This window comes from Paraburkholderia caballeronis (assembly GCF_900104845.1).
Taxonomy (GTDB): Bacteria; Pseudomonadota; Gammaproteobacteria; order Burkholderiales; family Burkholderiaceae; genus Paraburkholderia; species Paraburkholderia caballeronis.
This window is the reverse complement of sequence record NZ_FNSR01000001.1, coordinates 2,576,281-2,597,857: the sequence shown is the minus strand read 5'-3', so window position 1 is coordinate 2,597,857 and position 21,577 is coordinate 2,576,281. Positions and strand designations below refer to the sequence as shown.

The window sequence follows — 21,577 nt, the reverse complement described above, 5'->3', positions numbered from 1 at the left end:
CGTGCGGAAACCGGGTTGGGGCGTGCAGCGTTGCGATACCGCGTCGGCGCGGGCGGCGGCCGACGCCGCCGCGCCACGCCGACGCGCGACGGAGCGACGGCTTGAGCGGCGATTTCGGATGCGTCGTGCGCGCGACGTTGCACAGGCGCGGATGCTGATGCAGACGCATGGCCGCTTCGGTGCCGCGAAACGCGCTTCGTTTGCGTATCCGGACGAGCGCGCGATTCCGGTCGGGTTGCAGCCGTCGGCGGCGGCCCTGCCGTGTCGGATGCCGGCCCTCGATCGCGGCGACGCATGACGGCGCGCGCGAAGCACGTTGGCCGCAACGGACGCGCCGCGCCGTATGCCGCGCTATGCGCCGCGCTCGGCGTCTGCGTGTTCGCCGGACTCGCGCTACCGGCGTTCGCGCAGCCCGGCACGGTGACCGCAACCGACGACGACACGCCGCCCGCGACGCTGGAGCGCGACGTCCACCAGTTCATCGTGCAGCAAGACGGCTCCGTTGAGGAGCGCGACGACACGGTGCTGCGCGCGAACACGATGGCCGGCGTGGAGGCGATCGCGCAGCGCTACGTGTGGTTCAACAAGGACATCGAGACGATCACGCAGTTGTCGGCGAGCACGATCGACCCGGACGGCCGCGAGCATCCGGTCGGCCCGGACGGCATCCGCGACGTGCAGGAGCCGCGCTCGGCCGGCGCGCCGATGTTCGAGGACGGCGTGTTGCGCACGGTGATCTTTCCGGGCGTGCAGCCCGGCTCGCGCGTGCATCTGATGTTCGCGAAGCGGCGCGTGAAGCCGTCGAAACCGGTGTTCTCGTATTTCGTCGAGCCGTCGCGCGACCCGGTCGGTTTCCAGCAACTGATCTTCGATCTGCCGTCCGGGCTGCCGCTGCACGCGGACGCGCGCGGCTACACCGCGCTTCCTCCTGTCACCGCGAACGGCCGCACTCGCTATACGTTCGAGTACCGGCACGGCCCGTATGCGCCGCCCGAAGCGGGTGCGGCGTCGTATGCGAACTGGGGCGACCGGCTGATGGTGTCGACGGTGCCGGACTACGCGGCGTTCGCGCAACGATACCGGCTCGACGCGGCCGATCCGACCGCGGCCGACCCGTCGATCGCCGCGCTCGCGAACGCCCTGACTGCGAACGTCACGGACCCGCGCGACAAGGCGCAGCGGATCTACGACTGGATGCGCTTCAACATCCGTTATGTCGCGTTGTTCATCGGGCAGACCGCGACGATGCCGCATCGCGCGGTGGACATCCTGCGCAACCGCTACGGCGACTGCAAGGACCACGTCGCGCTGTTCACCGCGCTGCTCGCGGCGGCCGGCATCCGCGCGGAGGCGGTGCTGCTGAACCTCGGCACGACGTACTCGCTGCCTTCGGTGCCCGGTTACGGCGGCGACGCGATCGATCACGCGATCACGTGGCTGCCGGACCTCGGGCTGTTCGCGGACACGTCGTCGGGCGGCATCGCATTCGGTTATCTGCCGGGCGGCGTGATGGACCACCCGGCGCTGCTCGTCGACGACGGCGCGCTCGCCCGCACGCCGGCGACGCAGCCGCGCGCGCGGGTCGCGCGGCTCGCGCTGACGGTGGCGGAGGACGGCAACGCCTCGTATGCGTACCGCGTCGACGACTCGGGCGCGAGCGCGGAGCCGGAGCGCAACGCGTTTCGCCGCGCGACGCGCCAGCGCGCGCAGCAGATCGCCGCGGACCGGCTGCGGCTGACGGGCCTGTCCGGCACCGCGCGCATCGACACCGACGCGGTCGAGGCGACGAGCGGCCCGTTCGCGACGACGATGCACGGCACGATCGACCATCTGGTATGGACCGACGGCACGACCGCGCTGCCCGCGTTGAGCAGCCTGTCGGGCGGCATCCGCACGCAGGTCGATGCGTGGCTCGCGGAGCCGCGCCGCACGCAGCCGTTCGTGTGCATCGACGGCGATTTCGACGAGACCGCGCAGATCGCGCTGCCGGCCGACGTGCGCGTGACCGACGTGCCGGCCGACGCCGCCGTGGACGACCGGTATCTGTCGTTCGAATCGCATTACGTGTTCGATGCGGCGTCGCGGACCGTGCAGATCACGCGGAAGCTGCATACGCGGTTCGGCCGCCCGATGTGTTCGCCGGAAGCGTTCGCGCAGATGCGCGATGCGCTGACGCGCGTGGAGCGCGATACGCATGCGCAAATCGTCGTGCGGGCGGGGCGTGGTGGGGAGGCGGTGGCGCAGCGCGAAAGGGCGGGGGCCGATGACGGAGCCGGCGTCGGAGGCGGGATTACCCGGTGACGCTCAGGCCTGGTCGGGCTGGCGATCTCCGCCGTGAACCGATTGCGCGATGCGCATAACGCAATGTCGAGTGCGCGGCGCAGTGCGGATGGCGGGGTTCAGGCAATTGAGCGCATGCGAAAGGGCGGGTGTTGGCGAGCGGCCTGGTTCGGGCGGCGCGGTTCCGCAACGGCCTTGCGGCCTGGGCGGCGCAGCCGACCCGGCCGTGAACCGATGGGCCGTCAGGCGAACGGCTGGGCGGGCAACGCGAGCGTTGCCCACGATCGGGTCCTGGTGAGCGAACCCGCACGGGCGGCGCGGTTGCGCAGCCGCTTTCAGCCGGTCGGCGCAGCCATTCCGGCCGTGAACCGATAGATCGTGAGGCGAATCGGCGGGAGGGGGCGCGAATGGGACAGCTTGATCGTCGCCCACGATCGGGGCTACACCGTCACGCAAACGCACCACGCGCCAGCCGTGCGAACCGCATCAACCGCCCGACGTAACAACCGGCGTCCACGCGCCCTGGCGCACCTGATACAGCGTCGATACGCCGTTCTTCAGCGCGCCGCGTTCGTCGAACGCGATCCGGCCGGTCGCGCCGTCGAAGCCGATCGTCTTCAGCGCGGCGCGCAGCGCGGCCGGGTCCGACGACTTCGCGGCGACCATCGCGCGGATCGCGGCCCATGCAGCGTCGTAGCCGAACGGCGCATACGCGAGCACGCCGACGCCGTAGCGGTTCCGGTAGTTCTGCGCGAAACGCTGGCCTTCCGGCAGCGCCGCGAGCGGCCGGCCGTATTCCCACGCCATCGCGCCTTCGGCCGCCGCGCCGGCCTGCTGGATGAAGTCGCGGTTCACGACGCCGCCGCCCGCGACGAACTGCGCGCGCATCCCCATCGCCTTCATCGTCTTCACGATCGACGCGGCCTGCACGTCGAGGCCGCCGAAGAACAGCAGGTCCGCGTCGGCGGCCTTCACCTTGTCCAGTTGCGGGCGGAAGTCGCCGGCCGGATTCGCCGCATAGTCGCGCACGACGATCGCGCCGCCGCGCGAGCGCACCACGCGCTCGAACTCGTCGGCCTCGCCCTGGCCGAACGCGCTGCGGTCGTCGAGGATCGCGATGCGCTTCGCCTTCAGCACGTCGAGCGCATACGCACCGGCCGCGCCCGCGTTCTGCGCGTCGTTCGGGATCACGGTGAACACGTTCTCGTAGCCCTGGCTCGTGATCAGCGGGTTCGTCGCGGCCGGCACGATCATCGGGATGCCGGCGCTTTCGTACACGCGCGACGCGGGAATCGTCGTCCCCGAGTTGAAGTGGCCGACCACCGCGGACACGTTCTGGTTCGTGAGCCGTTGCGCCGCCTCGACACCGGTGCGCGGGTCCGCGCGGTCGTCCTCGGACACGAGGTCGAAATGCGCGGCCTGGTCGCCGATCTTGAGACCCTGCGCGTTTGCCTCCTCGACCGCGAGGCGCGCGCCGTTCTCGATGTCCTTGCCGTAGCGCGCGTTGTCGCCGGACAGCGGCGCGACGAAGCCGATGCGCACCGCGAGCGGGCCGGCCGCCGAGGCGGGCGGGATGCCGATGGCGAACGCGCAGGCCAGCGCGGCGGCGGATTTCATCACATCGAGCAGGCTCATCGAGGCTCCTGTTTTTATCGTCGGCCCGGCAGCGGTCGTCCCGCGGCGTCCCACGAGCTTGGGACGCCGCGCGGCGTAGCGGTGGATACGGTTACGCAGGCGCTCGCAAAGCGCCTGCGTAACCGCACGGAAGTCGATGTGCGATCGACGGCGACAGGGATGGCCGGACCCGGGGCACGCGGCGCGGGAAACCACGACTCGCGACCCGCGGCCACGTGAGGATCGAATGACGGGACCGGCGCGGATCGACGGGCATCGGCACGCGATGTACGCGCGAGGTCCGCGTCAATATAACAGGTCAATCTGGCGGCGTCGTGTCGCTTCTATCCCGGTTCGCGAACCGGCGCCCGCTCAGTATTGGCCGTGCAGTTCCAGCACCGTGTCGCGCAGTTGCACGAGCGGCGCTTTCGCGTCGTCGCTCGCCCACGTGTCGAGGTCGTCGAGCGCGCGGTGGCAGCCGTCGAGCACGACGTCGAGGTCGACCGGCACGCCGTTCGCGAGCGCAAAGCGGATCGTCTGCGCGAAACGCTCGCATTCGTCGTCGCTGTACGAGATGTCGAGGTTGTCCGCGATCGTCTGCGCGATGTCGCTGCGCTCGCGGTCCTCGGGCGACACGAAGTCGATGATGCCGCGCGCGACTTCCGGCGCGTGGTAGAGCGCGATGTCGAGCCACGGCGCGGCGTCGAAGTCGGGCTCGTGGCTCTGGGTCTCGAAGTATTCGATGGCTTCCTGCTCGTGCACGTCGCCGGCGTCGACGGCGAGGCATAGCTGTTCGAATTGTTCTTCCTGTTCGCTGCGGATCGGGTGGGACATCGGGCAATCTCTTCGGGCGGTGAACGCGGGTCTGCCCGGTCGGCCGGGCATGCGGATCGCATTATAGGCCGCGTTCGTGCGCGCTTCGAGCGGGGGCTGTCGGCGGGGGGGGGGGCGGGGAGGGTGGGGCGGGTTGTGAGGCGGGCGGCGTCGCGCGGTGGCGAGTTCATCGGGCTACGCTGGCCGATGGCAGTGCCAGTGCGGACGTTCCCCGCACACCGAAGCCGCTGCCTATGCCGCCTCAATCCGCGAGGACGCCCCTCAAGCCGCGTCCGGCGCCCACGCGTCGAACCATTCGCGCGGCCGCGCGATCTGGTCTTGCGCCGCGACGAGTTCGAGTTCGTAGCGCCCCGCGTCCCACGTCGCCTTCACGACCGCGTTGACCGCCGCGAGCGTGTGCTCGAACGCGGCGCGCAGCGAGTCGCCGAGCATCATCCGCGCGACGAATACCGCGCTCGTCACGTCGCCGACGCCGACCGGCTGCCGCGCGAACGGATACAGCGGCCGCTGGCCGACCCACGCCTCGTGCTCGCTGACGACCAGCATGTTGAAGCGGTCGGCCGGGCTGTTGCGGTCGAGCAGGTGCTTCACGAGCACGATCTTCGGCCCGCGCTTCATCAGTTCGCGGCACGCGGCGAGCGCCTCGTCGACGGTTTCGAGCTTGCGGCCGACGAGCCGTTGCAGTTCGCTGTGGTTCGGCGCCATCGCGTCCGCGACCTCGGGCATGCGGGACACGAGGAACTCCTGGATGCCGGGCTCGACGCGGCAGCCGGTGGCCGTGCCCATCACCGGGTCGCAGAAGTACCACGCGTTGCGGTTCACGCTCTTCACCGCGCGCACGATGTCGATCACCGCCTGCGCCTGGTCCGGCGCGCCGAGGTAGCCGGACAGCACCGCGTCGCAGCGCGGCAGCACGCCGATCGCGCCGATGCCGTCGACCAGCTCGACCAGCTGGCCGGGGTCGATCGCGCTGCCGGTCCAGTGGCCGTACTGCGTATGGTTCGAGAACTGCACCGTGTTGAGCGGCCACGCGTTGACGCCGAGCCGGCGCATCGGAAACACGGCCGCGCTGTTGCCCGCATGGCCGAACACGACGTGCGACTGGATGCTGAGGACGTTTTTCATGATCGGTTCCGGTGCCAGGGCGTGGAGAGCGCGGCGCCGCGCGCGGGCCTGCGCGTCGGGTGCAGGTGCAGCAACGATAACCGAATTCGGCGCCGGCAGTCGATTCGGTTGTAGACGGCGGTTGCGCGAAATCGACGGTGGCGGAGCGGGGTGACGTGCGGGCGGGACGCTCGGCTTTGACGATGCAACGGCGGCAGTGTGGGAGCGAACGCGCCGGCAGGTTGGCGAGGGCGCTCGCGTGAGTCCGCGTGGCCGTTAGCTTCGAGCGTTATGCCAGGCGTTGCCCGTGCAAATGGCGTCGGCAGCCGCGCATCTCGCGACCTTGCAGACGTGGCAAGCGCGAGACCGGATTCCTATGGCCGCGAGACGCATCCCGCGTTGTCCGGACAAACAGCCTGGGCAATACGCGGTAGGCGCAAGATCCAATTCGCGTGAGGCGTAGCCCGCGTTGTCCCGGCGAACAGCCTGGGCAAGCGGGCGTCTCGCGATCTCTTCCATCCGCGGTAAGCGCGAACGCCGGTCCTCACGACCGACCGACGGCCCCCGCAATAGTGCGTCTCGCGACCCGTCGTATGCAGTCGGCGCGAATGGCGACTCCCCCAACTGCGCGATGCGGCCCGCACGGAACGCAGTCCGCGCCACTGTCCCATTCGTTCAGCCGACGACCTCGATCGCCTGCACGCCACGCATCAGGCCAGTTCCCGATACAGCGCCATGTACTGCTGCGCCGACGCCGCCCAGCCGAAATTCGAGCGCATTGCGCGCTGCTGCGTCGCGCGCCAGTCGCGGTGCCGCGCGTGCAGCGCGAACGCGCGGCGGATCGCGGCGGTCATCCCGCGCGGCTCGAAGCGTTCGAACACGAAGCCGGTCGCGAGGTCGTCCGCGAGGTTTTCGAGCGACGCGTCGACGACCGTGTCCGCGAGCCCGCCGACGCAATGCACGAGCGGCAGCGCGCCATACGCGAGCGCATACAGTTGCGTGAGTCCGCACGGCTCGAACCGCGACGGCACCGCCACCACGTCCGCGCCCGCGACGATCGCGTGCGCGAGCGTCTCGTCGAAGCCGAGTTCGATCGCGACCGACTCCGGATGCGCGTGCGCGACGCGCGAGAATCCCTGTTCGAGCGTCGCGTCGCCGGTGCCGAGCACGACCAGCTGGCCGCCGCGCGACACGATCTCCGGCACGACCGCGAGCAGCAGGTCGAGGCCCTTCTGCTCGGTCAACCGGCTCACGACGCCGAACAGCAGCGCGTCGTGCTTCTGCGCGACCTGAAAGCGCGCCTGCAGCGCGGTCTTGCAGCGGAGCTTGCCGGTGAGCCGCGTCGGCGTGTAGCGCGCGGCGATCGACGTGTCGGTCGCCGGGTTCCATACCGCATGATCGACGCCGTTCAGGATCCCGGTCAGGTCGTGCGCGCGGGCGCGCAGCAGCCCTTCGAGCCCGCCGCCGTGCGCGAGCGTCTGGATCTCGCGCGCGTAGGTCGGGCTGACCGTCGTGATGCGGTCCGCGTAATAAAGCCCGGCTTTCAGGAACGAAAGCTGGCCGTAGAACTCGACGCCGCTCATGTCGAAGAAGTCGGCCGGCAACCCCAGGCTCGCAAACTGATGCGCGGGGAACACGCCCTGATACGCGAGGTTGTGGATCGTGAACACGCTGCGCGCGACATCGGCCCCCGGCGCTAGCCCGCGCTCGCGCGCGGCCGCGCGCAGATACGCCGGCGCGAGGCCCGCGTGCCAGTCGTGCGCGTGCACGACCTGCGGGCTCCAGTCCGGATCGATCCGCAGCGCGAGTTGCGCGGCCGCCCAGCCGAGCAGCGCGAAACGCTGCGCGTTGTCGCCGTACGGCACCTGCTGCGCGTCGAGATACGGGTTGCCGCCGCGCGCATAAAACGCGTCCGCGCGGATCAGGTACACCGGCAGGCCGCCGCCCGGCAGCCGGCCGAGTTCGAGCGTCGCGTCCGGCGCGCCGAACGTCCGTTCGAGCCGCGCGACCGGGCGCAGGTCTTCGAGCCCTTCCACGACCGGTCCGAAGCCGGGCAGCAGCAGGCGCGCGTCGGCCCCCTGTTCGACGAGCGCGGCCGGCAGCGCGCCGGTCACGTCGGCAAGGCCGCCCGTCTTCAGCAGCGGATAAAGTTCACTGGCTACGTGCAGTACGCGGATCGTCATCGGCGGGCGTCCTCGGTGGATGGCGCGAACGGAATGGCGGACGGCGCAGCGGCTGCGGCTGTGGCGTCCGCCCGGAGCGGCGGGTGGGGCGGCGCGCGGCGCACGGCGTTGCCGCCGCGCCGGCGAGCCGCCCGGCGACGTGCAGCAAGTCCCGTGCGCCGCCGCTACAGCCGCGCGAGCGCCTCGCGCGTGACCAGCACCACGCCGCTTTCGGTCCGGTAGAAGCGCCGCGCGTCGTCGTCCGGGTCCTCGCCGATCACCGTGCCGTCCGGCAGCGCGCAGCCGCGATCGACGACGACCTTGCGCAGCCGGCAGCTCGCGCCGACCGCCACCTGCGGCAACAAGACTGCCTCGGCAATGTTGCAGAACGACTTCACGACGACATTCGACGACAGCACCGAGCGCGACAACTGCGAGCCGGAGATCACGCAGCCGCCGCAGACGATCAGGTTCGTCGCCGCGCCCTGCAGGCCGTTCATGTCGCGCACGAACTTCGCGGGCGGCAACTGCTCCTGGTACGTCCAGACCGGCCAGTTGCGGTCGTACAGGTCGAGCGTCGGGATCGTCGACGCGAGGTCGAGATTCGCGGCCCAGTACGCGTCGATCGTGCCGACGTCGCGCCAGTACGGCTCCGCGTCCGGGTCCGACGACACGCACGACAGGCTGAACGGATGCGCGATCGCGTGGCCGCCGGTGACGACGCGCGGGATGATGTCCTTGCCGAAGTCGTGGTCGGTGGCGGTGCTCGCCATGTTCTCTTCGAGCAGTGCGCACAGGTATTCGGTGTCGAACACGTAGATGCCCATGCTCGCGAGCGCGGTGTCCGGGCGGCCCGGCATGGCGGGCGGGTCGTCGGGTTTCTCGACGAAGCCGGTCACGCGGCGCGTCTCGTCGACGGCCATCACGCCGAACGCGCGCGCGTCGAGCCGCGGCACCTCGATGCAGCCGACCGTGCAGTCCGCGCCGCTTTGCTCGTGGTCCGCGACCATCCGCGTGTAGTCCATCTTGTACACGTGGTCGCCGGCGAGCACGACCACGTATTTCGGCGCGATCGAGCGGATGATGTCGAGGTTCTGGTACACCGCGTCGGCCGTGCCGCGATACCAGTGCGCGCCCTCGACGCGCTGCTGCGCGGGCCACAGGTCGAGGAACTCGTTGAATTCGCCGCGCAGGAAACCCCAGCCGCGCTGCATGTGGCGCAGCAGCGAATGGGCCTTGTACTGCGTGACGACTGCGATCCGGCGGATGCCGGAGTTCAGGCAGTTCGACAGTGCGAAGTCGATGATCCGGTATTTGCCGCCGAAGTGCACGGCTGGTTTTACGCGCTTGTTTGTCAGGGGGCCGAGCCGTGTGCCGCGGCCGCCCGCGAGCACGATGGCGAGAGTTGTGCGTTGCAGGTCGTTGATGCTTGCCGGAGTGTCCATGTTTGTCTCCTGTCGATCGGAGTTAGCGCTTTAGCGCTAACTCCGATCCCATGCAGAGCGGTCGATCGGAGTTAGCGCTTTAGCGCTTACTCCGATCCCATGCAAAGCGGTCGATCCGGAGTTGGCGCTTTAGCGCTTACTCCGATCCCATGCAAAGCGGTCGATCCGGAGTTGGCGCTTTAGCGCTTGCTCCGAACCCATGCAAAGCGGTCGATTCGGAGTTGGCGCTTTAGCGCTTACTCCGATCCCATGCAAAGCGGTCGATCCGGAGTTGGCGCTTTACCGCCGGCCCCGATCCCATGCAAGATGGTCGCTGCCGTACTCCCCGGCGTGGCGCGGGTCGTGCGCCTTTCGTCTGACGCTTCGGCGGCTGGCTGGCTGGCGCGTTGGTTGCGCGCCGTTGGCCGCGAATCCGTGCCGTTTCCCGCCGATGGTCGCGGCTGGTTTGCGGCTGGCATCCCATCGTTCCCGCGTTGCCTGCCGCGCCCTGGGTCCAGCCACGGACACCGCCACGCATGCCAGTTCTACCACCGAATGTGCCGTAAGTACGAAATCCGTAATGTGCGCTGCGTCGCTCAACCCGATGACCGATGCGCGCACCGCGACGCCGGCACGCATCGCGCAGCGCGGCTAGAATCGCGGGACGCCGCGGCGCTGCGACGCGTCACCGCATTCCGCGTGCCGTTGACGTCATCGAAGCTGGCGAAGCCGCCGAAGCGCCGTCTTTCGTTCCTCTCATCATTCACCGACCGATCCGCCGCCCGTGAAGCCATTTCTCTCCCGCCGCCGCTCGCTGTCCGCGTTTGCCGCCGCCTGTCTCGCGTTGTCCCTGTCGTTGCCGGTAGGGGCCGCCATCGCCGCCGACGGCCCCGCGTACGGTCCCGAACTCGAAGGGTTCGACTATCCGATGCCGGTCCACCGCTTCGAATTCCAGTCGCAGGGGCAGGCGTTGCAGATGGCGTACATGGACGTTCGGCCCGCGCAGCCGAACGGCCGCACGGCCGTGCTGCTGCACGGCAAGAACTTCTGCGCGGCGACGTGGGACGACACGATCCGCCGCCTCGCCGACGCCGGTTATCGCGTGATCGCGCCGGACCAGATCGGCTTCTGCAAGTCGAGCAAGCCGGCCGCGTACCAGTTCAGCTTCCAGCAACTGGCGCGCAATACGCATGCGCTGTTGCAGTCGCTCGGCATCGGCCGCGCGACGATGATCGGCCATTCGACCGGCGGGATGCTCGCGGTCCGTTATGCGCTGATGTATCCGCAGGACACCGAGCAGCTCGTGCTGGTGAACCCGATCGGCCTGGAGGACTGGAAGGCGAAGGGCGTGCCGTCGCTGTCCGTCGACGACTGGTATGCGCGCGAACTGAAGACGAGCGCGGACAGCATTCGCCGTTATGAGCAGTCGACCTATTACGCGGGGCAGTGGCGCGACGCGTACGAGCCGTGGGTGCAGATGCTCGCGGGCATGTATCGCGGGCCGGGGCGGAAGCAGGTCGCGTGGGACTCGGCGCTGCTGTACGACATGATCTATACGCAGCCGGTCGTCTACGAGTTCGGGCAACTGCGGATGCCGACGCTGCTGCTGATCGGCGATAAGGATACGACCGCGATCGGCAAGGACGCCGCGTCGCCGGAGGTGCGCGCGACGCTCGGGCATTATCCGGAGCTTGCGAAGGCTGCGGCGAAAGCGATTCCGCATGCGACGCTGGTGGAGTTCCCGGACTTCGGCCATGCGCCGCAGATGCAGGACCCGCAGGCGTTTCATGCGGCGTTGTTGAAGGGGTTGGGGGCGGTGGCGGTGGGGCCTTGAGCGTTTAAACGGCTTTTTGTTCGTGACGTGGGTTTCTGGGGAGGCGCTTGTGGACGGGCTGCAGGGGGCCATGAGAAGACAATCGTCGTCACGACTTCCCGGACGTTCGAACAGCCACTTTGCTTTCGAAAGCCGCCGGACCAGATAGCGAGGTGGCGAGTTACCTCGCTACTTCGCGCTGCCGAATTCGAAGGGATCGCGACGACGCATTGGCCTGTTTTGCTATTGCTTGATGAAGCCATTCAGTGGCGACATCATCCGGATATCGGCATTTGTGCTCCGATGACGCCAAGCCGGTGCCGTCGCGTGAGAACGCAGGGGAAACGGGCGAACCGAGCCGCCCGCATGAAATACACGGCCCTTGCCGTTATGCCTGTTGCCCCGCCCAAACTGCGGGCCGCCGATTGATCCACGGCCGTGCCTGTTCGAGCTGCGCTCCGAGTCGCAGCAATATATCTTCTCGCGCGAATGCGCCCCCGAATTGCATTCCGATCGGCACACCTGTTTCGGGATGATTTGCTAGCGGGACTGACATCGCGGGAATACCGGCGACATTGAACGGCGGGGTAAAAGGCGAATGCTGGAATACTCGCTGGGTCCATTCGAGGCCGTTCATCGATTCCGCGCCCTTGCCGTATTCTCCAATGCGCGGTGGCATTTGCGGCAGCGTCGGCGTGAGCAGAACATCGAAGTCTTCGAACCAATGCCCGACAGCCCGCGTCACAACGTTGCGCATAGCGAGCGCAGCGGCGAATGCTGACGCCTTCTCTTCCTTGCCATAGCGATAACAGGCCAATGTGGCGGACTCCAGCGTCGTCTCATCGATCGGTCGTCCGGTCGTTGCAGCCAGGCCTTCGATCCAGTGGACCAACGTCGCCGTCCAGATCGTCGCATTCATCTGCACGAACGCGTCCCACGACACGCCAAGTGACGGCCGCACTTCGTAAACCGTGTGACCGAGATCCTCCAAAAGTCGCGCTGTCGATGCCGCCGCTGCCACGATTGCCGGGTCGGTTCGATCCGCGCTCCACGGATCGGTCATCATTCCGATCCTGAGTTTGCCCGGTTCGCGGGCGACCTGCGACAGGAAGCTGTACTCCGGCGCAGCGGTCAGGTAGGGCTCGCCGATCGCCTGCCCCTGGATCGCATCGAGTAGAGCGGCGCTATCCCGCACGCTCCGGCTCACGCCCAGTTGCACGCCGAAGCCTGCGAAGACTTCGTCGAGGGCGGGCCCGTTCGAACTGCGCCCTCGCGTCGGCTTGAGTCCGAACAAACCGTTATAGCTTGCCGGCACCCGTATGGAGCCGGCTGCATCGGTGGCATGCGCGAGCGGGACGGCGCCGGCTGCGACTGCTGCTGCGGCTCCGCCGCTAGAACCGCCGGCGCTCGAATCCGGCTGCCAGGGATTGCGCGTCGCGCCCTGGAGCGTGGACTCAGTAGTCGTGCTGAACGCCATTTCGGGTGTAGTTGTGCGGCCAATCGTGACGAGTCCGGCTGCGCGGAACCGCGACATGAGCCATGAATCGGTCGTGGCGACGACGCCGCTGGAGAGCCGGCTCCCAAGCTCCAGCCGCTTACCGCTCATCGCAACCGCGAGATCCTTGATCAGAAACGGTACGCCAGCGAGCGGACCAGTGCGCTGGTCCGGGCAGCCTCCGCTTTCGCCGGCCGGCCAGTGTTCGATAACTGCGTTGATCGCCGGATTGACCGCTTCGATTGCCGAACGGGCGAGCTCGGCAAGCTCCGCGGGCGTAACTTCACGGTCTGACACGCGTTTGGCGAGCCCGATTGCATCGTGACCTGTGTATTCGCTGAGATTCATATGCGCCTCCTGGTTGAAGACGACAAGATATTGCAGGAGGGTGCTGGCGATTAGCCCGTGTTACCAGCAAGGATTAAACCATCGGCGGCACAATCTCTCTGCTAGGCTCAAGTCGACAACAACGCTCAGCCAGGATATATGCGCCGATGACCAGGGATCTCAACGATACGCTCGTCTTTCTTCGCGTCGTGCAATCGGGCAGCTTTACTGCGGCAGCGATCGCGTTGCAGATTCCCAAGACGACGATTAGCCGGCGAGTACGGGAACTTGAGGCGCGCCTCGGCTCGCGACTGTTGCACCGGACCACGCGCAAACTGCGCCTGACCGAAGCAGGTACGGCTTACTTCGAGCACTGCCGCAGTATCTGCAAACAGCTTGACGACGCGGAGAACGCAGTGCAGCGCATTCGCGGCACGCCCGCAGGCTGGCTGCGCGTCACGCTGCCGTATTCGTTCGGCGTCACGTGGATCGCGCCTTTGCTTGCCGGATTCTGCTCGCGCTATCCCGATGTGCAGCTCGATATTCTGGCGACACATGTGCCATTAGATCTTTTCGATGACGAAGTGGACGTCGCTCTGCGTCTTGGCGTCCTTCCCGACTCCAGTCTTGTGGCACGGCGGCTTGGGACCTTTTCGACGTCGGTCTATGCGAGTCCCGCATATGTCGAACGGCACGGTTCGCCAGCCGCTCCCAACGAACTCCGGCTCCATCCTACGCTTGCACTTCATCAGGCCCGCAGCGACAGCGGTTACACCTGGCCGCTGCGCAAGCTGGGACGGAAGGCGACGCACTATTCGCTGGAACCGGTGATCGTCGCCAGCGACCCCGCACTTATTCTGGACGCCGCTCGCGCCGGAAAAGGCTTGTTGCTGGCTATGGATGCCAGCGTGGCTCCCGAAGTCGAGGCGGGGGGCTTGCTGAGAGTGCTGCCCGAGTGGATAGGTCCACCGCAGGATTTGAATGCGCTGTTTCCGCGAGAACGGGTTCCGTCGCTCAAACTCCAGGCTTTTCTGAATTACCTCAAAACGCAATTGCGTTTCGGCGATATGGCGTGACAGACATTTTGACGAACGGCTCCTGTACCGCCAATATCGGACCTCGGAAATATGTTTAATCGAGAGGCCGATTCGGGTCGCTCTGCGACCACCGGCGGAGGCGCACACTTGATCTTCCTTCAATGGGAAGGAGATCATCATGGAAACGCACAATGGCGCCGTCCGCTCGCGTGTGCCGTGGAACAAGGGCAAGCTCACCGGACAAAAGCCGCCGCTGAAGCTCCCGGAAATCTGGGCAATTCGCACACGGCTACAGATGTCTTCGAACATCCGCGAGTTGGCGCTGTTTAATCTTGCGATTGATAGCAAACTTCGCGCGTGCGATCTGACGCGACTGCGGGTGCAGGAGGTTTGCCAAGGTAGCCACGTCGGATCGCGAGCAACGGTAATGCAACAGAAGACACAACGGCCGGTTCAGTTCGAAATCACGGAGCAGACTCGACAGAGTGTCGAAGCGTGGATCGGAGCGCGAGGGTTGAAGTCTGCGGATTACCTGTTTCCGAGTCGGCTGTGCTCTTCGCCGCATCTTTCGACCCGGCAATACGCTCGGCTGGTCCATCGTTGGATCGCGTCCATCGGCTTGGACGACACAGCGTATGGCACGCACACTATGCGGCGGACGAAGGCCTCACTGATTTACCGGCGCACGAAGAACTTGCGAGCGGTTCAGCTGCTGCTCGGGCATACAAAGCTTGAAAGCACCGTCCGGTATCTCGGCATCGAGGTAGACGATGCGCTCGAAATGGCGGAGCAAACGGAGGTCTGATGCAACGGCCGGCGAGCAGTCGCTTGCCGGCCATCATGGGACGGTCGCGGGAAACCTCTCTCGGGCGTTCTGGCGACGGCAGTAGCCTGAAAGCGGCCGCTCGCCGGAATCTCGGCCGCGACATTCAAGCGTCATCGGCCAAATCTTCAACGATTTTCGCAATCATGGGGCGCGCAAAGGCCTCAACCGCATCCGTGCCAGGTTGACCGACCTCACCTGCGTCAAAGGCTAGATAGACTTCATTAAAGAACGAGGGCCACGATTCCTCGCCCAGTGAGATGAAATCGTCATACACAAAGCCGACTACGGCGATCGCGAGCGCGTCGCAAAACCCGAAGGAGAATTGACCTTTGTGAAAGCCGATCGCGAGATGCCGAGCTAGCACGTCATATGCGTCACGCCTTGTCGCTCCGACGATCTCGGTCCAGCGCTCCATGTCAGTTTCCGAAACAAGTCGACCCGGGCCGGTCTCAGCATAGCGAGATTGCAGCTCCGCGATAAACGTGGCTTGTGATTCCGGTGGAGCGGGGTGACGGTCGCCGCTCATTGCTGAAGGAAGGCCGCGATGGCGCGAATCAGGTCTTCAACGTGGACCAGTTCGGCTTCCGAGATATCCTCTCGACAGTTTGCTCGGAGTCCGCGTAAGGCTTCGTAGAGGTTACCCCAGTCGTCCGTCAACCCGTTGGTTAGCGGCCATGCGCTCAGTAGATGCCGTAAAGGGCGTGCAGAGCGGCGTTCGCACCAAATATCGAACAGTTGCGCGCATCCAGCGTTGATGTCGTCAGCGGTCATCGGTTAGTCTTCGGCCGGTATAGTCGATGAAGCATCAATGATGCCCCATCTCGAATGACCGTTTGCAGGTATGCAGAATCGCGGACGGTTCGTGATGTTAGCCAGTCGCCAGGATCAGCCAACGGATGACCGCTCAGCGGTCGATAGCCGCCGTCCGGTCCGCCAGGCTGCGGAGGACCGGTTTGGGTCGCTTTATGCCTTTCGCATCGAGCATCCGGCCGAGGCGGTGGCCGCGCGATCGTCGGGCACTAGTCGGCCAATTGCAGACTCTGCCTCGTGCTTGACATAGCTCATTCCACCGTCCGTTGCCAATCGCATAGCGGTCGGCAGGGATGTTGATAGCACTAGACAGGATCGACGCCGAATTCGAGGGGGAGTTTTTTCATGAACTCGGAAAGCTTTTTCGTGCATGGCGTTGCCGCGTCAATCATAGTCTCTCGATATTTTTTCCTGAGAGAATACATATCCGTAATCTTGAACTGCTGCTCGAACCGCGGGATTATATCCGGCTCGATCAACAGTTTTTTTCCATTTCTTTCGGCTTCGACGCGTTGTCTCTCAAGCTCATCCTTGGATTTCTTTTCAAGCCCATCAAGAACAGCTTTCCGCTCCACATCGTACTGGTTTGCGAGCGAGTCGAGATCCGGCTTTGTGCAGGTTAGCTGATCCGCGTGCTCGTCGATGGCAACGCGAAGACGCTGAAAATATGCGAAGGGGACGGTCTTGTCTTGGGATGCTTCGTTCCAAGCGCTCGAGATGATGGGGAACGGACTCGGCCATGCATCCTTTGCTGCTTTGATAAATGTCGCGTCGTCGCCCTCAAGATAAACCGCGCTAGAAAACTTTTCGTTGGCGTTGATGTCCTTGAAGACGAGAACTGTCTCAAGGTGGGTGATCGCAAGCTTCACCCGCGCTTTGTCTAGGTCAGCGTACTGCGCTTTCATCTGTGAACTGGCCTCCGCTGCTTGGCGAACGGCACTTTCTTCGCGAACTATCGCATTGGCTGCGTTCTTCGAAGCTAGATTTAGTGCAGTTTTTTGGTTTTCGAGCTCCACTTGCATTTGCAGGGTCTTCTTCGCGAGCTCATCCTGCCGTTGAAGCTGTGCCTTGTTTCGTTTTTCAGCTGCTTCATTGTCGAGTTGAAGTTTGGCGTTGTCCTCTTGAAGCTTTTGATTTTGAAACACTGGTAGCACGGTGTAAAAATAGCCGAACCCCGCTAGGGCTAATGTTCCAACAGTTGCCATCCCTGACGCGCGAGCGACCCACGTGTCGATCGCGTTGCCTTTGAGCGCGCGCGATGGCGAATTAGTCCCCACGGTCATTTTTTGCACCGGACTTGTCTGGGCGACGACTTGGCGCTTTCTGTTTCTTCGGAATGACTTTGGCATATCTTACGTAGATGGCTATCTATGCAATCGTTCAAAGGTCGACAATTATATTTGAACCGCGACATATGGATTTGAGACGGCGTGTTGCCGCGCCCCAGTTGACATGGTGAGATGAGGCAGGGGCGGCTCATCATCTTCGCCTGCCGAGCGTTGGCCTTGGCAGATAACTCCCCAGCGAATTTGCCGCTCGAACGACCGCTCTACTCCGAAGGGTGACGTGCGGGCCGCAACATGGCGACCGGCAGCAACGGGTCGCTTTATGCCTTTCGCATCGAGCATCTGGCCGAGGCGGTGGCCGCGCGGTCGTCGGGCACTAGTCGGCCAGAAGCTGCCAGTCGCCAAGGGCCGCTTTCCGGCAATTGGTGACGGCGATAATCAGTGCTCAGACCGCCACGAAGCCACCATCGACAAAGAGTTCGTCGCCTGCCACAAAGCTGCTTTCGCTTGAGGCCAGGAACAGTACGGCCTTGGCGACTTCATCGGTATGACCGAGCCTGCCGAAGGGCGTCGCCTGCTTCAATGCTTCCTCGGCCGCCGCGTTGGCCTTCAGATAGGTCTCCATTGCCGGCGTCAGAATCGCGCCGGGAGACACAACGTTCACGCGAATGCCCCGGGTCTTGAGGTCGGTCGTCCAGGTGCGTGCGAGCGAACGGATCGCCGCCTTCGTCGCGCTGTAGATTGACAGGTTGGGGAATCCCTTGCTGCCCGCCCCTGATCCCGCAAGGATAACCGTGCCGCCAGCGGTCATCAGCGGCAGCGCCTTCTGCACGGTGAAGACCAGGCCCTTCACGTTCGTGCTGAACAATCGATCGAAGTGCTCTTCCTCGATCTCACCGATCTGTGCGGATTCGGAAATGCCCGCATTGGCAAACACGACGTCGACCCTGCCGTGATCGCGCTGGATACGCGCATACAGCCGGTCAAGGTCGGCGACCTTGCCGACGTCCCCTTGGACGCCAATGACTCCGGCGCCGATCTCTTTCAGCGCCTCGGCCAACTGAGCCTGCCGACGACCCGTGATGTAGACGTGCGCGCCTTCCCTTGCAAACAGGGTCGCGGTAGCGAGGCCGATGCCGTCGCTGCCGCCCGTGATCACCACGACCTTGTTTTCGAACCGATTTGCCATTTTGTCTGCCCCTTTTGCATTAAGTGGAGGATTGATCCACTTATCATATGGAGGTATCCTCCACTTAACAAGCCGGCATGAGAAAAATTTTGATCGACGAAACGCCGCTGCGCGCTGATGCGCAGAAAAACCGCGAACGCATCCTCGCTGCGGCCGAAGAAGTATTTCTGGAGCGCGGCGCAGGCGCCGCATTTGAAGATGTCGCCAAGCGAGCGGGCGTCGGCATTGGGACGCTCTATCGGCGATTTCCCACGCGGGAAGAGCTATTGGCGGCCACCTACAGCGCCCGCTTCCTGTCACTCGCGCAAGCAAGTCGCGCACGAGATGGCAAGCTTGACGAGGCCGACGCTTTGCGCGCCTATCTGGAAGACCTTGTCTTGTACACGACTGTCTATCGCGGTTTCGCAGCGTCGCTTGCAACGGTTCTACAGACCGGCACGCCGGGCTGCCACGCGACGACCGAGGAGGGCAAGCGTCTGCTTGGTCGTGCTCAAAACGCAAGGGTCATCCGACCTGATATCAGCTTCGACGATCTGGTGTGGGTTGCGACAGCGACTTCGCTCGCCGTCGAAAGGAACGGCAAGCCAAAACCGCGTATCGCCCACCTGGTCGGCCTGTTCTTCGATGGTATCGGCGAGCGTCGATGCACTTCCCGACTACCAAGAAAATAGATACTTCCGAGCCCAACCCAGTCGACTACTTTTGCATAGTGCACGACCGCTTCATGGCGACGAGTTCAACGAGTCGAATGTCGGAAACGGGTCGCGTGCCGCCGACCGACGAGTGGTTCCAGGGCTCGGTCTCATACGCTGATCGCATAAAGCGGTGGCCGGACAAAAGGGGACGTTGCGCAGGCACCTTCTGCGAGCAAAGCTTAACGAGAGACGACTTGGACTTATCGGCTCAGCCGGATATCTGTGCCGTGGCGACGACGGGTCGGGCCGTGACGGTCGTCATCCGTCGTAGTTCGGCCGAATCTGTGTAAAAAACACGCAGCGCCGGTGGAATTCGCAGACTCCGGCCGTGCGCCGCCGATGCACGGCCCGCAGACATTTCATGTGGCGCTGCTGAGAGAGGGGCCGCGGAGCCGGCCCAGTGGCGAGCGGCGAGTTATCAGCCTGATGCCGATACGCACCGCCGCGCCGCAACGACGCGCTAGCCAGCGCACCGACCGGCCCGCTCATTCGCATAACGAAAAACGAACCGCCCGCTCACCCCGCCGCCCCCATCTCATCCCGCACCTGCGCGGTAATCTCAAACGACCGCAGCCGAGCCGCATGGTCATAAATCTGCGCGGTGACGATCAACTCATCCGCTTCAGTCTGCGCAATCACCGACTCCAGACCCGCACGCACCGCGTCGCGATCGCCGATCACCGAGCACGCGAGCGAATGCGCAACACCCGCCAGCTCGAAGTCGCTCGCGTCGATCTTCCCGACCGGCGGCGGTAGTTGTCCCGGCGTGCCGCGCCGCAGATTCACGAACTGCTGCTGCAACGACGTGAACAGAAAACGCGCTTCGTCGTCGCTGTCCGCGGCGAACACGTTGACGCCGACCATCGCATGCGGCTTCGCGAGCGTCGCGGACGGACGGAACTGCGTGCGATACAGCCGCAGCGCGGTCAGCAGATGATCGGGAGCGAAGTGCGACGCGAACGCGAACGGCAGCCCGAGCGCGGCCGCGAGTTGCGCGCCGTACAGGCTCGAACCGAGGATGTACAGCGGCACGTTCAGCCCCGCGCCCGGCACCGCGCGCACGCGCTGGCCGTCGACCGGGTCCGAGAAGAACCGCTGCAATTCGACCACGTCGTCCGGGAACGATTCGGCGCTCGCCTGAAGATCGCGGCGCATCGCGCGCGCGGTCGTCTGGTCGGTGCCGGGCGCGCGGCCGAGGCCGAGGTCGATGCGCCCGGGGTACAGCGCCTCCAGCGTGCCGAACTGCTCGGCGATCAGCAGCGGCGCGTGGTTCGGCAGCATGATGCCGCCCGAGCCGACGCGGATCGTTTGCGTGCCGCCCGCGACGAAGCCGATCACGACCGACGTGGCCGCGCTCGCGATGCCGGTCATGTTGTGATGCTCGGCGAGCCAGTAGCGGTGGTAGCGCCAGCGTTCGGCGTGCTGCGCGAGGTCGAGCGTATTGCGCAGCGCGACGCCGGCATGCGAGCCGGCGGGGATCGGAGACAGGTCGAGGACGGAGAACGGGATCATGGCGGGGCCGGAATTCGTTGTGGCCGGCGACCCGCGTTGCGGGCCGCGCGGGCGGGAGCAGCGGCCATTGTGCCAAACGCGTCCGGTTCGTGCTGACGGCGTTTCGTAATCCACACACGCGGCAGGGTCTGCGGCGGCCGCCGACGCGCCGTATCGCGCCGGTCTGCCGGGCGATGCGAGGCTTCCGGCTTCGATCGCATGACGAAGCAGTAGCATCGTCGCGCGACACGCGGGCGCGGATTGCAGACATCGAGCGCCGCCTGTCGAACTGTTAGCCGCCGCACCGACCTCGCGGACCGGCTCGCGCACGCTGGCGACACGGCAACCCGGTTCGCGCGCGACGTCGATCGATCGCACGCGAAGCGCCGCGTTGCCGCGCCGCGCGCTCCGCTGTCGTCACGCGCAGGTCGGCTGCGCAGAACACACCCGGACGATGCCGGATGCGTCGCGGCCCTTCGCGCGCGACGCGCGTGCTCCCACGGTTCCCCGTCGTTTTTATTTCCCGCGATTGACGGTTTGTTGTCGGTTCGATGAAAACCGAAAGGCGGCCGTGGGTGCATGCTGACGCAGCACTGACGCGTGCGGTTTCGGCGTCATCGAAAGCAGTGCTGCTGCTAAACTTTTCGCGGTCGGTCGGCGGTGCGATCACACATCGAGTTCAGGTCAATGCGTGCTGTATATGCACATGACGGACACGGCTGCGTTGGATCATTTTCTACGCGATCGGCGTGCCGATAATCGTTCGATCGCTCGAACGTCGCGGCGATGCATAACGGCATTTGCGGAATGCAGGACGGTGCGCATAGGGTACGAAGCGTAGCGCGCGAGCCGGTCAGCGCGGGCATCCGGCCCGCCTCGGCATGGACGAAGGACGCTTGCGGCGGCGGCAGCGCCGGCGCATCCCGCCGCTCGTCATCGGCCGAGAAGGCACCGGAGGGCGGCGCATGACGGCGTCGCTGTGGCTGTCGCTGCTTCGGTCGTTCTGGTGGCTGCTGTTCGCGCTGTGCAACGCGGCTACGCCGTATGCGATCTGCGCGGCGCTGACAATGCCGCGCCTCGGTTGCGCCGCGCACGTGCGCCGGGCCGCGCGGCGCGCGCAGTGAACGCCGCCGCGCCGGTCAGCGTACTAAAGCCTTTATGCGGCGCCGAACCGTTCGATCGAATACCCT

At 65.6% G+C, this 21,577-nt stretch carries 17 protein-coding genes; 6 read left to right on the top strand and 11 right to left on the bottom strand.

Annotated elements, in window-relative coordinates:
- Window positions 1-294: 294 nt before the first annotated feature.
- A complete protein-coding gene (locus tag BLV92_RS11525) occupies window positions 295-2,301 on the top strand; it encodes a DUF3857 domain-containing protein (protein ID WP_090544981.1) in 2,007 nt (668 codons plus the stop codon).
- A gap of 465 nt (window positions 2,302-2,766) precedes the next feature.
- Here BLV92_RS11525 and BLV92_RS11520 read toward each other — a convergent pair whose 3' ends face one another.
- The 5 genes from BLV92_RS11520 to glgC all read right to left on the bottom strand — a co-directional run bounded on the left by BLV92_RS11520 (window position 2,767) and on the right by glgC (window position 9,439).
- Entirely contained in the window at window positions 2,767-3,915 is a 1,149-nt protein-coding gene (locus tag BLV92_RS11520) for a branched-chain amino acid ABC transporter substrate-binding protein (RefSeq protein WP_090544979.1), read from the bottom strand.
- A 351-nt stretch (window positions 3,916-4,266) separates the two neighbouring features.
- On the bottom strand, window positions 4,267-4,728 hold the full coding sequence (locus BLV92_RS11515; RefSeq protein WP_090544977.1) for a hypothetical protein: 462 nt from the start codon (window positions 4,726-4,728) through the stop codon (window positions 4,267-4,269).
- Between the two features lie 261 nt (window positions 4,729-4,989).
- Complete coding sequence (pdxY, locus tag BLV92_RS11510; protein WP_090544975.1) at window positions 4,990-5,853, bottom strand: pyridoxal kinase PdxY; 864 nt, start codon at window positions 5,851-5,853, stop codon at window positions 4,990-4,992.
- A 689-nt stretch (window positions 5,854-6,542) separates the two neighbouring features.
- On the bottom strand, window positions 6,543-8,015 hold the full coding sequence (gene glgA / locus BLV92_RS11505; protein WP_090544973.1) for a glycogen synthase GlgA: 1,473 nt from the start codon (window positions 8,013-8,015) through the stop codon (window positions 6,543-6,545).
- Window positions 8,016-8,179: 164 nt separating this feature from the next.
- The gene (glgC, locus tag BLV92_RS11500; RefSeq protein ID WP_090544971.1) at window positions 8,180-9,439 is read right to left on the bottom strand and encodes a glucose-1-phosphate adenylyltransferase; all 1,260 of its coding nucleotides are present in this window, start codon (window positions 9,437-9,439) and stop codon (window positions 8,180-8,182) included.
- Window positions 9,440-10,262: 823 nt separating this feature from the next.
- Here glgC and BLV92_RS11495 point away from each other — a divergent pair.
- Window positions 10,263-11,252: an alpha/beta fold hydrolase gene (locus BLV92_RS11495; protein WP_244283821.1), complete on the top strand. Its 990-nt coding sequence runs from the start codon at window positions 10,263-10,265 to the stop codon at window positions 11,250-11,252.
- Window positions 11,253-11,619: 367 nt separating this feature from the next.
- Here the strand turns inward: BLV92_RS11495 and BLV92_RS11490 are convergent, their stop codons facing one another.
- On the bottom strand, window positions 11,620-13,074 hold the full coding sequence (locus tag BLV92_RS11490) for an amidase (RefSeq protein ID WP_090544970.1): 1,455 nt from the start codon (window positions 13,072-13,074) through the stop codon (window positions 11,620-11,622).
- A 146-nt stretch (window positions 13,075-13,220) separates the two neighbouring features.
- Between BLV92_RS11490 and BLV92_RS11485 the strand changes: the two genes are divergently transcribed.
- Both BLV92_RS11485 and BLV92_RS11480 read left to right on the top strand, forming a co-directional pair.
- Window positions 13,221-14,129: a LysR family transcriptional regulator gene (locus BLV92_RS11485; RefSeq protein ID WP_090544968.1), complete on the top strand. Its 909-nt coding sequence runs from the start codon at window positions 13,221-13,223 to the stop codon at window positions 14,127-14,129.
- A gap of 139 nt (window positions 14,130-14,268) precedes the next feature.
- A complete protein-coding gene (locus BLV92_RS11480; RefSeq protein WP_090544966.1) occupies window positions 14,269-14,895 on the top strand; it encodes a tyrosine-type recombinase/integrase in 627 nt (208 codons plus the stop codon).
- 124 nt (window positions 14,896-15,019) lie between these two features.
- Here the strand turns inward: BLV92_RS11480 and BLV92_RS11475 are convergent, their stop codons facing one another.
- The 4 genes from BLV92_RS11475 to BLV92_RS11465 form a co-directional block, all read right to left on the bottom strand.
- Complete coding sequence (locus tag BLV92_RS11475; protein ID WP_006047327.1) at window positions 15,020-15,331, bottom strand: hypothetical protein; 312 nt, start codon at window positions 15,329-15,331, stop codon at window positions 15,020-15,022.
- Window positions 15,332-15,438: 107 nt separating this feature from the next.
- Window positions 15,439-15,687, bottom strand: coding sequence for a hypothetical protein (locus BLV92_RS31500; RefSeq protein WP_044020269.1), 249 nt, complete (start codon window positions 15,685-15,687; stop codon window positions 15,439-15,441).
- A 344-nt stretch (window positions 15,688-16,031) separates the two neighbouring features.
- Window positions 16,032-17,009 carry an RND family efflux transporter gene (locus BLV92_RS31495; RefSeq protein WP_143040672.1) on the bottom strand — a complete coding sequence of 326 codons (978 nt, stop codon included), beginning with the start codon at window positions 17,007-17,009 and terminating at the stop codon, window positions 16,032-16,034.
- A 448-nt stretch (window positions 17,010-17,457) separates the two neighbouring features.
- Window positions 17,458-18,201, bottom strand: coding sequence for an SDR family NAD(P)-dependent oxidoreductase (locus BLV92_RS11465; RefSeq protein WP_090544962.1), 744 nt, complete (start codon window positions 18,199-18,201; stop codon window positions 17,458-17,460).
- A gap of 77 nt (window positions 18,202-18,278) precedes the next feature.
- On the opposite strand from BLV92_RS11465, the gene BLV92_RS11460 reads away from it, so the two are divergent.
- The gene (locus BLV92_RS11460) at window positions 18,279-18,872 is read left to right on the top strand and encodes a TetR/AcrR family transcriptional regulator (protein ID WP_208862116.1); all 594 of its coding nucleotides are present in this window, start codon (window positions 18,279-18,281) and stop codon (window positions 18,870-18,872) included.
- A 540-nt stretch (window positions 18,873-19,412) separates the two neighbouring features.
- Here the strand turns inward: BLV92_RS11460 and BLV92_RS11455 are convergent.
- Entirely contained in the window at window positions 19,413-20,408 is a 996-nt protein-coding gene (locus tag BLV92_RS11455; RefSeq protein WP_090544960.1) for an LLM class flavin-dependent oxidoreductase, read from the bottom strand.
- A gap of 944 nt (window positions 20,409-21,352) precedes the next feature.
- Here BLV92_RS11455 and BLV92_RS32020 point away from each other — a divergent pair.
- On the top strand, window positions 21,353-21,511 hold the full coding sequence (locus BLV92_RS32020; protein ID WP_167627026.1) for a hypothetical protein: 159 nt from the start codon (window positions 21,353-21,355) through the stop codon (window positions 21,509-21,511).
- The last annotated feature ends 66 nt before the right edge of the window (window positions 21,512-21,577 follow it).

Excerpts from the sequence above, each read along its gene's own strand:
- BLV92_RS11490 (WP_090544970.1), bottom strand. The coding sequence starts at position 13,074 with ATGAATCTCAGCGAATACACAGGTCACGATGCAATCGGGCTCGCCAAA.
- BLV92_RS11455 (WP_090544960.1), bottom strand. The coding sequence starts at position 20,408 with ATGATCCCGTTCTCCGTCCTCGACCTGTCTCCGATCCCCGCCGGCTCG.
- BLV92_RS11485 (WP_090544968.1), top strand. The coding sequence starts at position 13,221 with ATGACCAGGGATCTCAACGATACGCTCGTCTTTCTTCGCGTCGTGCAA.
- BLV92_RS11465 (WP_090544962.1), bottom strand. The coding sequence starts at position 18,201 with ATGGCAAATCGGTTCGAAAACAAGGTCGTGGTGATCACGGGCGGCAGC.
- glgA (WP_090544973.1), bottom strand. The coding sequence starts at position 8,015 with ATGACGATCCGCGTACTGCACGTAGCCAGTGAACTTTATCCGCTGCTG.
- BLV92_RS11475 (WP_006047327.1), bottom strand. The coding sequence starts at position 15,331 with ATGGAGCGCTGGACCGAGATCGTCGGAGCGACAAGGCGTGACGCATAT.
- BLV92_RS11480 (WP_090544966.1), top strand. The coding sequence starts at position 14,269 with ATGGAAACGCACAATGGCGCCGTCCGCTCGCGTGTGCCGTGGAACAAG.
- BLV92_RS11520 (WP_090544979.1), bottom strand. The coding sequence starts at position 3,915 with ATGAGCCTGCTCGATGTGATGAAATCCGCCGCCGCGCTGGCCTGCGCG.
- BLV92_RS31495 (WP_143040672.1), bottom strand. The coding sequence starts at position 17,009 with ATGACCGTGGGGACTAATTCGCCATCGCGCGCGCTCAAAGGCAACGCG.
- BLV92_RS32020 (WP_167627026.1), top strand. The coding sequence starts at position 21,353 with ATGACGGCGTCGCTGTGGCTGTCGCTGCTTCGGTCGTTCTGGTGGCTG.
- BLV92_RS11525 (WP_090544981.1), top strand. The coding sequence starts at position 295 with ATGACGGCGCGCGCGAAGCACGTTGGCCGCAACGGACGCGCCGCGCCG.
- pdxY (WP_090544975.1), bottom strand. The coding sequence starts at position 5,853 with ATGAAAAACGTCCTCAGCATCCAGTCGCACGTCGTGTTCGGCCATGCG.
- BLV92_RS31500 (WP_044020269.1), bottom strand. The coding sequence starts at position 15,687 with ATGACCGCTGACGACATCAACGCTGGATGCGCGCAACTGTTCGATATT.
- BLV92_RS11515 (WP_090544977.1), bottom strand. The coding sequence starts at position 4,728 with ATGTCCCACCCGATCCGCAGCGAACAGGAAGAACAATTCGAACAGCTA.
- BLV92_RS11460 (WP_208862116.1), top strand. The coding sequence starts at position 18,279 with ATGAGAAAAATTTTGATCGACGAAACGCCGCTGCGCGCTGATGCGCAG.
- glgC (WP_090544971.1), bottom strand. The coding sequence starts at position 9,439 with ATGGACACTCCGGCAAGCATCAACGACCTGCAACGCACAACTCTCGCC.